Here is a 13815-nt window from a genome sequence, read left to right as displayed (position 1 = left end):
ACCGCGGGGGCGCGAGGAATCCCCCCTCCCCCAGCCTTCCGCCGGGGGTGCCCCCACGGCGGGAGGTGCCCCCAGCGCGAGCAACGCACCACTCTGGGAGGTTCGGCCGGCACATAGGGGTCGAACCTCCGCGAGTGGTGGGTTGCTCGCGCGGTTCCTCGCGCCCCTGGGGGCGCGTCAGTCGGTCTTCCGGGCGCTCAGCGCCGGGATCTGACGGAGGGCCAGGTACAGCACGCCTGCGATGACCGCGCCCGCGAAGAACGCGATGTCGCCCAGTGCCGGAACGTGCTTCGGCACGACGCCGGTGTAGTCGGTCTGGTTGGAGAAGAGCCAGACGCCCAGGCCCGTCCCCACCGCCATCGCGATCGGGCCCGCCCAGTAGGAGAAGCGACGGTCCGTCAGCAGGGCGGCCACCGACTCCGTGGACTCGCCGCGCCGGAACCACCGGTCCAGGAAGACCACGGCCAGCCAGGGGCCGATCCAGTAGCTGATGACCAGCAGGAAGTTCTCGTACTTCTCGCCCGAGTCGCTCAGCCCGCTCCACGCGAACGCCGTCCCGACCACGCCGAAGACCAGGGCCACGGTGGCCCGCCGCGCCGCCGCCGGGAGCTTGATGCCCAGCGCGACGAAGGACAGCGTCCCCGAGTAGACGTTCAGCGCGTTGGCCGCGATGCCGCCGATCGCGATGGCCAGCAGGGTCAGCTTGCCCAGCCAGTCCGGCAGCGGGTGGATGAAGGCGCCCGTCAGGGTCGCGCCCTTGGGGGCGACGAGGGTCGCCGACGCCGCGCCGACGATCTCCAGGAAGGTGCAGGAGAGGAAGACGCCGAGGCCCGGCCAGAGCGCGACCTTCCACTTCGGGGTGTCCGCGGGGAGGTAGCGCGTGTAGTCCGAGCCGTAGGGCGTCCAGCCCGCCGCGTAGCCGAACGTGGCCCCGACCGTCAGCAGGAACGCGCCCTTGAAGGCGTGTGAGCCGTCCGCCGCGCCGATGTCGGCCTTGCTGAGGATGACCGCCGAGGCCACCACGAAGACGGCGGTCAGCACCGGGAAGGTGTACTTCTCCGCCGTGTGGATCAGGTTGTGGCCCAGGAAGGCGATCGCCACCTGGAGCACCGCGACCACGAACAGGCAGAGCAGGACCGGCCAGTCCAGCAGCGAGTTGAGCGCGTAGGCCGCGCTCACGCTGTTGACGGCGAACCAGCCCACGCCCGCCACAACGGAGTTGAGGCCGGCCGGGAGGGCGTTGCCGAGGAAGCCGAAGGCCGAGCGGCCGGCCACCATCTGCGGGACGCCGAAGCGCGGCCCGGCCAGCCCGAGGAAGGCGTGGGCCACCGCGCCGAGGCCGGTGCCGAGCAGGATCGCCAGCACCGTCGGCCAGAAGCCGAGGCCGAAGACGCCCACCGCCAGCACGCCGAGGAAGACGGTGGCGAACTCCATGTTGGGCGAGACCCAGGTCCACAGCAGCCCGAGCGGCTTGCCGTGGCGAGCCTCCGACGGGACGGGTTCGGCGCCCGTCGGTTCGACGGCGAGTACGTGGTCGCCGTAGTCGGCGATGGCGGCGTCCGGGGCTCTGCCCGCGGCATCGGTGGTGGTCATGCCCGGCAGTGTTCTGCCCGCGTTCACCTGTGTAAATGGTTGAAACAGCGAATTAACCGCGCCGGTTCGGGGGAGGGTCGTTCCGGGCCGGTTCGTCCCGTGGCGGATACTGACTGCCATGGCATACGACGACCTCCGGTCCTTCCTCCGCGCGCTGGAGCGCGACGGCGAGCTCAAGCGGATCACCGCACAGGTGGACCCCTACCTGGAGGTCGGGGAGATCGTCGACCGGGTGCAGAAGGCCAAGGGTCCGGCGCTGCTGTTCGAGAACGTCAAGGGCAGTTCCATGCCGCTGGCCATGAACGTCTACGGCACCGAGAAGCGCCTGGCCAAGGCCCTCGGGCTGAAGTCCGCGGACGACATCTCCGAGAAGATCGCCGGCCTGCTCCGGCCCGAACTCCCGCACGGCTTCACGGGCGTGCGCGAGGCCTTCGGCAAGCTGGCCGGGATGGCGCACGTGCCGCCGAAGAAGGTGAAGCAGGAGGACGCCCGGGTCCAGGAGGTCGTGCTGACGGGGGATCAGGTGGACCTGGAGGCGCTGCCCGCGCTGTTCACCTGGCCCGGCGACGGCGGCTCCTTCTTCAACCTGGGCCTGACCCACACCAAGGACCCGGACACCGGCATCCGCAACCTCGGCCTCTACCGGCTGCAGCGCCACGACAAGCGCACCATCGGCATGCACTGGCAGATCCACAAGGACTCCCGCAACCACGCCGCCGTCGCCGCGAGGCGGGGCGAGCGGCTGCCGGTGGCCATCGCCTTCGGCTGCCCGCCGGCGGTCACCTACGCGGCGACGGCCCCGCTGCCCGGGGACATCGACGAGTACCTGTTCGCGGGCTTCGTCGGCGGCGAGCGGATCCGGATGGTCGACTGCCGGACCGTGCCGCTGCAGGTGCCGGCGGACGCGGAGGTCGTGCTGGAGGGTTGGCTGGAGCCGGGGGTCGAGCGGCCCGAGGGCCCGTTCGGCGACCACACCGGCTTCTACACGCCGCAGGAGCCGTTCCCGGCGCTCACCATCGACTGCGTGACGATGCGTCGGCGGCCGATCCTGCAGTCCATCGTGGTCGGCCGCCCGCCGACCGAGGACGGCCCGCTCGGCAAGTTCACCGAGCGGTTCTTCCTGCCGCTGCTGAAGATCATCGTCCCGGACATCGTCGACTACGACCTGCCCGAGGCGGGCGGCTTCCACAACTGCGTGATCGTCTCGATCGACAAGAAGTACCCGAAGCACGCCCAGAAGGTCATGCACGCGATCTGGGGCGCGCACATGATGTCGCTGACCAAGCTGATCATCGTGGTGGACGCCGACTGCGACGTGCACGACTACCAGGAGGTCGCCTGGCGGGCCCTGGGCAACGTGGACTACAGCCGGGACCTGTCGGTGGTCGAGGGCCCGGTGGACCACCTGGACCACGCCTCCTACCAGCAGTTCTGGGGCGGCAAGGCGGGCATCGACGCCACCCGGAAGCTGCCCGAGGAGGGCTACACCCGCAACGGCGGCTGGCCCGAAATGATCACGAGCGATCCGGCCACCGCCGAGACGGTGAGCCGACGTTGGAAGGAGTACGGCCTGTGAGCAGCGCCGTTGCCGCCGCCCCCGAGGTCGGCAAGACGAAGGCGTTCCTGCGGTTGGTGATGATCGAGCACTCGGTCTTCGCGCTGCCCTTCGCGTACATCGCCGCGCTGACGGCCATGTTCCTGGACAACGGGCACGTGCACTGGTGGCAGCTGTTCCTGGTGACGGTCGCGATGGTCGCGCTGCGGACCTTCGCGATGGCGGCCAACCGGATCATCGACCGCGAGATCGACGCGCGCAACCCCCGTACCGCCGGGCGGGAGTTGGTGACCGGCGCGGTCTCCGTGCGGACGGCGTACACGGGTTCCGCGCTCGCCCTGGTCGTCTTCCTCGCGGCGGCCGCGCTGCTCAACCCGCTGTGCCTGGCGCTGGCCCCGGTGGCCGTGGTGCCGATGGTCGTCTATCCCTACGGCAAGCGGTTCACCGACTTCCCGCACGCGATCCTGGGGCTGGCCCAGGCCATGGGTCCGATCGGCGCCTGGCTCGCGGTGACCGGGAGGTGGAGCTGGGACGCGGTGGTGCTGGGCCTCGCGGTGGGCATCTGGATCGGCGGCTTCGACCTCATCTTCGCCTGCCAGGACGTGGCCGCGGACCGCGCCGACGGTGTCCGCTCGGTCCCCGCGCGCTTCGGCGTCGCCGCGGCCCTGTACGGGTCGCGGGCGTCCCATGTGGTCACCATGGTGCTGTTCGGCTGGTACGCGGTGCTGACGGACGCGGGCTGGGCCTTCTGGATCGGCCTCGCGGTCGTGGCCTGCGCCTTCGTCTACGAGCACTCGTTGGTCAAGCCGAGCGACCTGAGCAAGCTCAACAAGGCATTCTTCCAGGTCAACGGCTTCGTCGGGATCTCCCTCTTCGCCTTCGCCCTGCTGGACCTGGTGCTGCGGGGCCTGGGGCTCTGACCCGCGGGAATAGGTCCGCGCCCTGCCGCTGCTGTGACGGGGCGTCAGAAGTCCACCGCACAGGGGGTATGGCGATGAGCACGGTAGGCGTGATCGGCACGGGGAACATCGGCGGGACGCTCGGGCGGGCGTTCGCGCGGGGCGGGTACCAGGTGGTGTTCGGGTCGCGGAGCCCGGAGGGTTCCGCGGCGGCCGGGGACACCGGCGCGAAGGTGGGCACGGTCGTGGAGGCCGTCGCGGCGGGGGAGGTCGTGGTGCTCGCCCTCCCGGGGACCGAGGTGGAGGGCTTCCTGCTCGAGCACGGGGCCGCCCTCGACGGCAAGGTCGTGGTCGACGCCACCAACAGCTTCCCCGGGCCGGTGCTCAACGCCGCCGCGCTGTTCGCGGCGCACGCGCCCGGGGCGCGCTACGCGCGGGCGTTCAGCAGCCAGGCGTGGGAGACCTTCGCCACCCCGCCGGCCGACGGCGGCCCCTCGGACCTCCCATTCAGCTCCGCCGCCGAGGACCGGGAGACGGTGGCGGCGCTCATCGAGTCCGTGCCCGGCCTGCGGGCGTACTACCTCGGCGCGGACGCGCAGGACCAGGTGGACGCGGCGATCGCACTGCTCTTCCCGGCCTTCTCGACGCGCGGCCGCAGCGTCAGCCTCCGCATCGTCACGAACGGCTGAACGCCTAGGCTGCACCTGTGGAGCAGCCAGAGAAGCGCAGGCCGTGGGTGGTCGGAGTGTCCGGGGCGTCGGGGACGCCGTACGCCGCTGCGGTGCTGCGAGGGCTGCTCGGGGCGGGCGAGGCCGTGGACCTGGTGGTCAGCCGGTCCGCGCGGCTGACGGTCCTGGACGAGACCGGGATCCCCTTCCGGGACGGGCACTGGCAGGAGGACCTGCGCACCTGGCTGGAGCAGCCGCTGGACGCCGGCAAGCCGGAGGCCGTCGCGCTCGACCGCGTGCGCTACTGGCCGGCCGGCGACTTCGCCGCCGGGCCGTCCAGCGGGTCGTACCCGGCCAAGGGCATGCTCGTCGTCCCGGCCAGCACCGCGGCCGTGGCCGGGATCGCGCTCGGGCTGTCGAAGGACCTGCTGCAGCGCGCCGCGAGCGTCACCCTCAAGGAGCGCCGGCCGCTCGTGGTCTGCGTCCGGGAGACGCCGCTGTCGGGTGTGACGTTGCGTCAGCTCGTGGCGCTGGACGAGGCGGGGGCCGTGGTGCTGCCCGCCTCTCCGGGGTTCTACGCGGGGGCGGGCAGCGCCCAGCAGCTGGTCGACTTCGTCGCCGGACGGGTGCTCGACGCCGCGGGGGTGCCGCACGGGCTCTACCGCCGGTGGAAGTCGGACGTGTGAGGGGCGTCACCACGGCGGGGTATCGTCTTTGGGATTGCCAGGCCCGGATTCGGTGCGGGCTTTCCGAATCCGGATACTGTCGGCAGGTTGCCCATCGATTGGAAGGCCAGGGTTAGCAGCATGGACGCCGTGGACAGGCAGCTCATTCAGGCGCTGCGGGAGAACGGCCGCGCCTCGTACGCCGAGCTGGGCCGGCTTGTCGGGCTGTCGGGCCCCAGCGTCACCGACCGGATCAACCGCCTGGAGCAGGCCGGTGTGATCACCGGCTACCGGGCCACGGTCAACCCGGCCTCGCTCGGGCTGGGCGTCACCGCCCTGATCGGCCTCCAGCTCACCGACGCCGCCGACCACGAGGACGTGGCGCTGCGGCTGCGCGACCTCGCGGACGTCGAGGACTGCTGGTTCATCGCGGGCGACGACTCCTACATGCTCAAGGTCCGGGTCCCGGACGTGGACGGGCTGGAGTCGATCGTCAAGCGGCTGTCCGGCACCAAGGGCGTCGCCCGCACCCGTACCACCGTCGTGCTCAGCACCAAGTGGGAGAACCGCGCCGTGGAGCTCCCCGACACCGAGTTCACCGACCGCAAGGCGTAGGAGGCGCAGGCATCTTGGCACTGGTGACGCTGGACGAGCTGCACGAGGCCCGGCGGCGGATCGCGGGGGTGGCCACGCGCACCCCGCTGATGCGCTGCCCCTGGGCCGACGAGGAGTCGGGGCGCTCGCTCTGGCTGAAGCCGGAGAGCCTCCAGCCGACCGGCGCTTTCAAGATCCGGGGTGCCTACAACCGGCTGGCCGCGCTGACGGACGAGGAGCGGGCGCGCGGCGTCGTCGCCCAGTCCAGCGGCAACCACGCGCAGGCGGTGGCGTACGCGGCACGGCAGTTGGGCATCAAGGCGGTCATCGTGATGCCCGACACCTCGCCCGCGGTGAAGGTGGAGAACACCAGGGGCTTCGGCGCCGAGGTGATCCTGGTGCCGATGCACGAGCGGGACACCACCCCGGCCGACCTGGTCGAGCGGCACGGCTACGTGTGGGTGCCGCCCTACGACGACCCGTACATCATCGCCGGCCAGGGCACCCTGGGGCTGGAGATCGCCGACGACGCCACCGCGCTCGACCTGGACCTGCAGACGGTGCTGGTGCCGGTCTCCGGTGGCGGTCTGATCAGCGGCGTGGCCGCGGCGCTCAAGCTGACCATGCCGGGGGTCCGCGTCGTGGGCGTGGAGCCGGAGCTGGCGGCGGACGCCGCGGAGTCCTTCCGCGCGGGCGAGCGCAGGGTCTGGCCCTTCGCGGACACCCACCGCACCATCGCCGACGGCCTGCGGACCAACTCCCTCGGCATGCTGCCCTGGGAGCACGTCCAGGCGTACGTGGACGACATCCTGACGGTCAGTGAGGACGAGATCCGCGCCGCCGTGGCCGTGCTGGCCCGGCGCGGCCGGCTGGTGGCGGAGCCCTCGGGCGCGGTGACCACGGCGGCCTACCTGTTCCGCGGCGCCGAGCTGACCGGCAGCCGCTTCGCCGCCGTCGTCAGCGGCGGCAACATCGACCCGGCCCTCCTGGCCGAAATCCTGTCGGCCTGAGGGCGTAGGCTCTTGACGTTCGTGACGTGCCGAGTTGGGAGAGGCTGAGGCGGATGGACGCAGGGCTCAAGCGCGAGCTGGAGGCGAAGGTCTACGCCGGCGAGCGGCTGACCCGTGAGGACGGCGTCGCCCTCTACGAGACCGACGACCTGGCCTGGCTCGGCGGCCTGGCGCACCACGTGCGCACCCGCAAGAACGGCGACGTCGTCCACTTCAACGTCAACCGCCACCTCAACATGACCAACGTGTGCACGGCTTCGTGCGCCTACTGCTCGTTCCAGCGCAAGCCGGGCGAGAAGGACGCGTACACGATGCGCATCGAGGAGGCCGTGAAGCTGGCCAAGGCGATGGAGAACGACCAGCTCACCGAGCTGCACATCGTCAACGGCCTGCACCCGACGCTGCCCTGGCGGTACTACCCCCGTTCGCTGCGCGCGCTCAAGGAGGCGCTGCCGAACGTCGCGCTGAAGGCCTTCACCGCCACCGAGATCCACCACTTCGAGAAGATCTCCGGCCTGCCCGCCGACGAGATCCTCGACGAGCTGATCGACGCCGGTCTGGAGTCGCTCACCGGCGGCGGCGCGGAGATCTTCGACTGGGAGGTGCGGCAGCACATCGTCGACCACGCCACCCACTGGGAGGACTGGTCGCGGATCCACCGCCTGGCGCACTCCAAGGGGCTGAAGACCCCGGCCACCATGCTCTACGGCCACATCGAGGAGCCGCGCCACCGCGTGGACCACGTGCTGCGGCTGCGGGAACTGCAGGACGAGACGGGCGGCTTCCAGGTCTTCATCCCGCTGCGCTACCAGCACGACTTCCACGACTCGCGGGACGGCAAGATCCGCAACACGCTGCAGGCGCGGACCACCATGGCCACCGGCGCGGACATGATCCGCACCTTCGCGGTCTCCCGGCTGCTCTTCGACAACGTCCCGCACGTCAAGGTGTTCTGGGTGATGCACGGCCTGGCCGGCGCCCAGCTGATGCTCAACCACGGCGCGGACGACATGGACGGCTCGGTGGTCGAGTACAAGATCACCCACGACGCCGACGGCTTCGGCACCCCGAACAAGCTCAGCCGCGAGGACTTGCTGGAGCTGATCCGCGACGCCGGCTTCCGCCCGGTCGAGCGCAACACCCGCTACGAGATCATCCGCGAGTACCCGGGCCCGGACGCCGAGCGCCGCGAGACCCCGCAGGCCATGAGGTTCTGACGGCACGATGGCCCTGCAGTTCGCCCTGGACCCGGAACTGACGCCCCGTCTGCTGGACGAGGTCGTCGCCCTGTGGACCGACGTCACCAACGCCGGCGGAGCGGTCGGCTTCGTCGCCCCGGTGACGCCCGAGCGGGTGCGCCCGGTGGCCGAGAAGGCCTTCGCCGGGGTGCGCGAGGGCCGGGACCGCTTCCTGGCCGCCCGCGACACGGAGGACGGCTCGCTGGCCGCGATCCTCTTCATCGAGGACCAGCGGTTCAACCTGTTCGACCACTGGCGGATGCTCAAGCGGGTGATGGTCCACCCCCGGCTGCAGGGCCGCGGGTACGGCCTGGACCTGCTGCGCGAGGCGGAGCGCGTCGCCAGGACCATGGGCCTGGAGGCGCTGCAGCTCAGCGCCCGCGGCGGGCTGGGCCTGGAGTCCTTCTACACGCGGGCCGGCTACAAGGAGGTGGGCCGGGTCCCCGCCGCGATCCGGGTCGCGCCGGGTGACGACCGCGACAGCATCTTCTTCTGGCTCGACCTGCGTGAAGATCTGCGGTAGCGGCGTGCTTCACTGGAGGGGTTGTCCAGTCCTGGGAAGGAAGCCGCGTCGTGAGCACTAAGTCGCACGCCACCCTCCGCTACTCCGCACTGCGCGCGAGCATCTTCGTCTCCTGCTTCGTCGTCGCCCTGGTCCTGGCCAAGGTGGGCGTGCTGCCGGTGACCGCGGGGCCGTCCGGCGTCTTCCTGCTCATGATCATCGCAGGCGTGGTCTCCGCACCGATCAGCTACGTGGTGCTGAGCAAGCAGCGCGACGCCATGTCGGAGCAGATCACCGAGGGGCTGGAGAAGCGCAAGGGCAAGCCCTCGCTGGCCAACCGGATCGCCGCGCAGAACGCCGCCGAGGACGCGGTGGACGAGGCGGTCCGCGCCGATCAGGCGGCGGCCCCGAAGGCGTCCTGAGCTGAGCGCCACCCGTCCGACGGGGCGGGACGTCGCCCGCCTCGCGGGCGTCTCGCAGGCGACCGTCTCCCTGGTCTTCTCACCCGGCGGCCCGCACGGCCGCGTCTCCGACGCGACCCGGGACCGGGTGCTCGCAGCCGCCCGTGAGCTGGGCTACCAGCCGCAGGCGGCGGCGCGTCAACTCCGGCTCGGGCGTACCGGGTTGCTGCTGCTGACGGTGCCGAACATCCTCGGCCCCTTCTTCGCCCGGGTGCTGGCGGGCGCACAGGCCGCGGCGGCGGAACGGGGCCTGTCGGTGGTCGTCTCCAGCGGCTGGGACCGCGAGACGGTGGCCGCGGCGGCGCGCAGCCGCCAGTACGACGGGCTGCTGGTCTGCTCCCCTGACGACGCCCAGTTGGGCGCGGCGCTCCCCGGTGACGTGCCCGTGGTGTTCCTGGACGCGGACCCGGCGCTGGGCCGCGGACTGGAGCTGGACGTCGCCGGCGGCATGGCCGCGGCGGTGCGGCACCTGCGGGATCTGGGACACCGTCAACTCGGCCGACTGCGCTCCACGGAGAACGCGTACACCTTCCGGGCCCGGCAGCGCGGCTTCGTCGCGGCGGCGGAGGGCTGGGCGGACGTGCGTGAGCTGGGCGTCTCCATCAACCGCGGCCTGCCCGCGGCCCGGGCGGCGGCCCGGGACCTGCTCTCGTCGGACCGCCGCCCCACGGCCGTGGTCTGCGACGACGACATCGTGGCCGCGGGGGTCTACCACGCGGCAGCGGAGCTGGGGCTGAGCATTCCTGACGACCTGTCGGTCGTCGGCATCGACAACATCGTCGCGGCGGCGCTGTTCGCCCCCGCGCTCACCACGGTGGACCTGCCGGGCGAGCGGCTGGGGGCGGAGGGCGTCGCGCTCCTGCTGGATCCGGACGCCCCCGCGCCCGGCCCGCTGCCCACCACCCTGGTCGAGCGCAGCAGCACCAGGCGCGTTGGTTAGCCTTGTCCCGTGGACCCGAAGACCCGTACCCGCATCGTCACCGGAGCGCTCGTGCTCCTTCTCGTCGCCGTCGTCATCGGGTCCCTGGTGCGCTGACGGCTCCGCCGCGCGGGCGCGAGCATACAACCATGCAGCCCGCAGGGGCGCGAGGAACGCGCGACCGGCCCACCACCCTGGGAGGGCCGACCCCGTGTGCGGGTCGGCCCTCCGTGAGGTGGGGGGTTGCTCGCGCAATCCTCGCGCCCCTGCGGGGGGCTGGCCGGGCTGCGCTTACAGGCGCTCGATGACGTAGTCGATGGCCTGGGTCAGCGCCTCGACGTCCGCCGGGTCGACGGCCGGGAACATCGCGATGCGCAGCTGGTTGCGACCGAGCTTGCGGTACGGCTCCGTGTCCACGATGCCGTTGGCCCGCAGCACCTTCGCCACCTGGGCGGCGTCGATCGAGTCGTCGAAGTCGATCGTGCCGATGACCTGCGAGCGCTGCTCGGGCTTGGCCACGAACGGCGTCGCGTACGACGCCTTCTCCGCCCAGCCGTACAGGCGGGAGGAGGAGTCCGCGGTCCGGGCCACCGACCACTTCAGGCCGCCCTGGCCGTTGAGCCAGTCCAGCTGCTCGGCCAGCAGGAACAGCGTCGAGATCGACGGCGTGTTGTATGTCTGGTCCTTGGACGAGTTGTCGATCGCCGTCGGCAGGTCGAAGAACGGCGGGATGTACCGCCCGCTGCCGGCGATCTCCGCGGCGCGCTCCAGCGCGGCGGGGGAGAAGACCGCGATCCACAGACCGCCCTCGGAGGCGAAGGACTTCTGCGGGGCGAAGTAGTAGACGTCGGTCTCGGCGATGTCGACCGGCAGGCCGCCCGCGCCGGAGGTGGCGTCGACCAGGACCAGCGAGCCCGCGTCCGCGCCCGCCGGGCGCGTGATCGGCATCGCGACGCCGGTGGAGGTCTCGTTGTGGGTGAGGGCGTAGACGTCCACCCCGGCCTCGGCCTGGGCGAGCGGGTGGGTGCCCGGGTCGGCCTTGATGACCGTCGGCTCGGAGAGCCACGGGGCGGCCTTGACCGAGGAGGCGAACTTCGAGGAGAACTCACCGAAGGACAGGTGCTGGGACTTCTCCCGCACCAGCCCGAACGCGGCGATGTCCCAGAAGGCGGTGGAGCCGCCGTTGCCGAGGACCACCTCGTAGCCCTCGGGCAGGGAGAAGAGGCTGCTGACACCCTCGCGGACCCGCCGGACCAGGTTCTTCACCGGGGCCTGGCGGTGGGAGGTGCCCAGCAGGGAGCTACCGGTGGCGGCGAGGGCGCTCAGCGCCTCCGGACGCACCTTGGACGGACCTGCGCCGAAACGGCCGTCTGCGGGCCTGATGTCAGCGGGGATCTGGATCTCAGCCACGGAGGCAGCGTAGCCCCCGGTGTTTCGCCGCAGTTACCCAGTCCGGCCAATGAGACACGATCGAGCGAGCCTCTTCACGGGTGCGGGGGCTGTGGACACGCGGCCGGACCGCGGCTGTCCACAGCCCCCGCATCGAGGCCGTGCCCTTACTTGGCGATGGACTCGTAGCCCTCGATCTCGCTGACGCTCCGCGCGCCCGGGCCGATGTAGCGGGCGGAGGGGCGGACCAGGCGGCCCGTGCGCTTCTGCTCCAGGATGTGCGCCGACCAGCCCGCGGTACGGGCACAGGTGAACATCGAGGTGAACATGTGCGCCGGGACCTCGGCGAAGTCCAGCACGATGGCGGCCCAGAACTCGACGTTCGTGGCCAGCACGCGGTCGGGGCGGCGGGCGTGCAGCTCCTCCAGCGCGGCCTTCTCCAGGGCCGCCGCCACCTCGAAGCGCGGGGCGTCGAGCTCCTGCGCCGTCCGGCGCAGCACCCGGGCGCGGGGGTCCTCGGCGCGGTAGACGCGGTGGCCGAAGCCCATCAGGCGCTCACCCTTGTCCAGCGCCTTCTTCACGTAGGCGACGGCGTCGCCGCTGCGCTCGATCTCCTCGATCATGCCCAGCACCCGGGACGGCGCACCGCCGTGCAGCGGGCCGGACATCGCGCCCACGGCGCCGGACAGCGCCGCGGCGACGTCCGCACCCGTGGAGGCGATCACGCGGGCGGTGAACGTCGAGGCGTTCATGCCGTGCTCGGCCGCGGAGGTCCAGTAGGCGTCAACCGCCTTGACGTGCTTGGGGTCCGGCTCGCCGCGCCAGCGGATCATGAAGCGCTCGACGATGGTCTCGGCCTTGTCGATCTCGCTCTGCGGGACCATCGGCAGGCCCTGGCCGCGCGCGGACTGGGCGACGTAGGACAGCGCCATCACGGCCGCCCGGGCCAGGTCGTCGCGGGCCTGCTCGGCGCTGATGTCCAGCAGCGGCTTGAGGCCCCAGACCGGTGCGAGCATCGCGAGCGCGGACTGGACGTCCACCCGGATGTCGCCGGAGTGGACCGGGATCGGGAAGGGCTCGGCCGGCGGCAGGCCGGGGTTGAACTTGCCGTCGACCAGCAGGCCCCAGGTGTTGCCGAAGGAGACGTGGCCGACGAGTTCCTCGATGTCCACGCCGCGGTAACGGAGCGAGCCGCCCTCCTTGTCGGGTTCGGCGATCTCCGTCTCGAACGCTACGACTCCTTCGAGTCCGGGCACGAAGTCGGACATGAGGCGGCTCCTCTGATCGACGTCGACAGGGCTAGTGGCCAGTCGGCTCTAAGTCTCTTCGGCCGCCGCGCGGTCTGCGCGGCGGGTGGTGCTGCGGTTGTGGTGCGTGTGCGTGGCACGCGGTGACAGATTGGCAGGCACTGGGTGCATTGCGCCAGAGCCCACGACGGTGATGCCCCGCACGCCCGGGCGAATCACCTGGTGACCCTACTCTCTCGATGTCGAGAATCTCCATGTCGAGCTAGGAAACTCCCAGCTTCGCGCTGGTGACGGCTGGGATGATGAGCACGTGCCCGAGACAGATGACCGCATCGACGTCCGCGCGGACGCTCGCACCGACGACCGCAGCGGCGAACGCGCCGAGGAGCTCACCGGCGAACGCGCTGACGACCGCCACGCCCTGCCCGCCGTCCCGGACCCCGGCGCCATGCGCCGCCAGTACCGCGCCGACGGCCTGCTCGAGCAGGACCTCGCCGCCGACCCGCTGCACCAGTTCGCCCGCTGGTTCACCGACGCGGAGCGCTCCGGCATCGACGAGCCCAACGCCATGGTGGTCTCCACCGCCGACGCCGAGGGCCGGCCGAGCTCGCGGACGGTGCTGCTCAAGGCGTTCGACGAGCGGGGCTTCGTCTTCTACACCAACTACGGATCGCGCAAGGCCCGGGAGCTGGAGGCCAACCCCTACGTCTCGCTGCTCTTCCCGTGGCACCCGATCGCCCGTCAGGTCATCGTCTCCGGCCGGGCCGAGCGCACCGGCCGGGACGAGACGGCGGCGTACTTCCGCAGCCGACCGCACGGCTCCCGCCTCGGCGCCTGGGCCAGCGACCAGTCCGCGCCGGTCGCGTCGCGGGCCGAACTGGAGGCCCGCTACGCGGAGTTGGCGGCCCGCTATCCCGAGGGCGAGGGCGTCCCGGTGCCCCCGTTCTGGGGCGGCTTCCGGGTCGTCCCGGACGCGGTGGAGTTCTGGCAGGGCCGGCAGAACCGGCTGCACGACCGGCTGCGCTTCGTGCGGACACCGGAGGGATGGCGGGTCGAGCGCCTGTTCCCCTGACGA

The 13815-nt window shown here is 71.6% G+C and carries 14 protein-coding genes; 11 read left to right on the top strand and 3 right to left on the bottom strand.

The window, feature by feature from the left end:
• Positions 1-177: 177 nt before the first annotated feature.
• Positions 178-1593, bottom strand: coding sequence for a purine-cytosine permease family protein (locus ACFP3V_RS27675; protein WP_380589075.1), 1416 nt, complete (start codon positions 1591-1593; stop codon positions 178-180).
• A gap of 118 nt (positions 1594-1711) precedes the next feature.
• Here ACFP3V_RS27675 and ACFP3V_RS27670 point away from each other — a divergent pair, with 118 nt between their 5' ends.
• The 10 genes from ACFP3V_RS27670 (at position 1712) to ACFP3V_RS27625 (ending at position 10125) form a co-directional block, all read left to right on the top strand.
• A complete protein-coding gene (locus ACFP3V_RS27670; protein ID WP_380589072.1) occupies positions 1712-3169 on the top strand; it encodes a menaquinone biosynthesis decarboxylase in 1458 nt (485 codons plus the stop codon).
• Positions 3166-4068 (top strand): menaquinone biosynthesis prenyltransferase MqnP, encoded by a 903-nt coding sequence (mqnP, locus tag ACFP3V_RS27665; RefSeq protein ID WP_380589069.1) that lies wholly within the window; start codon positions 3166-3168, stop codon positions 4066-4068. The genes ACFP3V_RS27670 and mqnP overlap by 4 nt, the downstream gene beginning before the upstream one ends.
• Before the next feature lie 74 nt (positions 4069-4142).
• Positions 4143-4736: an NADPH-dependent F420 reductase gene (locus ACFP3V_RS27660; RefSeq protein ID WP_380589066.1), complete on the top strand. Its 594-nt coding sequence runs from the start codon at positions 4143-4145 to the stop codon at positions 4734-4736.
• Positions 4737-4753: 17 nt separating this feature from the next.
• Positions 4754-5401 carry a UbiX family flavin prenyltransferase gene (locus tag ACFP3V_RS27655; protein ID WP_380589063.1) on the top strand — a complete coding sequence of 216 codons (648 nt, stop codon included), beginning with the start codon at positions 4754-4756 and terminating at the stop codon, positions 5399-5401.
• A 120-nt stretch (positions 5402-5521) separates the two neighbouring features.
• Positions 5522-5995, top strand: coding sequence for an Lrp/AsnC family transcriptional regulator (locus ACFP3V_RS27650; RefSeq protein ID WP_380589060.1), 474 nt, complete (start codon positions 5522-5524; stop codon positions 5993-5995).
• A 23-nt stretch (positions 5996-6018) separates the two neighbouring features.
• Positions 6019-6984: a threonine ammonia-lyase gene (locus ACFP3V_RS27645; RefSeq protein ID WP_380589181.1), complete on the top strand. Its 966-nt coding sequence runs from the start codon at positions 6019-6021 to the stop codon at positions 6982-6984.
• 53 nt (positions 6985-7037) lie between these two features.
• Positions 7038-8201 carry an aminofutalosine synthase MqnE gene (mqnE, locus tag ACFP3V_RS27640; protein ID WP_380589057.1) on the top strand — a complete coding sequence of 388 codons (1164 nt, stop codon included), beginning with the start codon at positions 7038-7040 and terminating at the stop codon, positions 8199-8201.
• Between the two features lie 7 nt (positions 8202-8208).
• Positions 8209-8745, top strand: a complete 537-nt coding sequence (locus ACFP3V_RS27635; RefSeq protein WP_380589054.1) for a GNAT family N-acetyltransferase — start codon at positions 8209-8211, stop codon at positions 8743-8745.
• Positions 8746-8795: 50 nt separating this feature from the next.
• Positions 8796-9146 (top strand): DUF4229 domain-containing protein, encoded by a 351-nt coding sequence (locus ACFP3V_RS27630; protein WP_380589051.1) that lies wholly within the window; start codon positions 8796-8798, stop codon positions 9144-9146.
• Complete coding sequence (locus ACFP3V_RS27625) at positions 9118-10125, top strand: LacI family DNA-binding transcriptional regulator (protein ID WP_380589178.1); 1008 nt, start codon at positions 9118-9120, stop codon at positions 10123-10125. Before ACFP3V_RS27630 ends, ACFP3V_RS27625 begins: the two co-directional genes overlap by 29 nt.
• 270 nt (positions 10126-10395) lie before the next feature.
• Here the strand turns inward: ACFP3V_RS27625 and serC are convergent, their stop codons facing one another.
• Both serC and ACFP3V_RS27615 read right to left on the bottom strand, forming a co-directional pair.
• Entirely contained in the window at positions 10396-11514 is a 1119-nt protein-coding gene (gene serC, locus ACFP3V_RS27620; RefSeq protein ID WP_380589048.1) for a phosphoserine transaminase, read from the bottom strand.
• Positions 11515-11660: 146 nt separating this feature from the next.
• Positions 11661-12761: a citrate synthase 2 gene (locus tag ACFP3V_RS27615; protein ID WP_380589045.1), complete on the bottom strand. Its 1101-nt coding sequence runs from the start codon at positions 12759-12761 to the stop codon at positions 11661-11663.
• 427 nt (positions 12762-13188) lie between these two features.
• On the opposite strand from ACFP3V_RS27615, the gene pdxH reads away from it, so the two are divergent.
• Positions 13189-13812, top strand: coding sequence for a pyridoxamine 5'-phosphate oxidase (pdxH, locus tag ACFP3V_RS27610; RefSeq protein ID WP_380589175.1), 624 nt, complete (start codon positions 13189-13191; stop codon positions 13810-13812).
• Positions 13813-13815 lie beyond the last annotated feature (3 nt).

This window comes from Streptacidiphilus monticola (assembly GCF_042658505.1).
Classification (GTDB): Bacteria; Actinomycetota; Actinomycetes; order Streptomycetales; family Streptomycetaceae; genus Streptacidiphilus; species Streptacidiphilus monticola.
The sequence above is the reverse complement of the archived record's forward strand: the minus strand, read 5'-3'. Positions and strand labels throughout refer to the sequence as shown.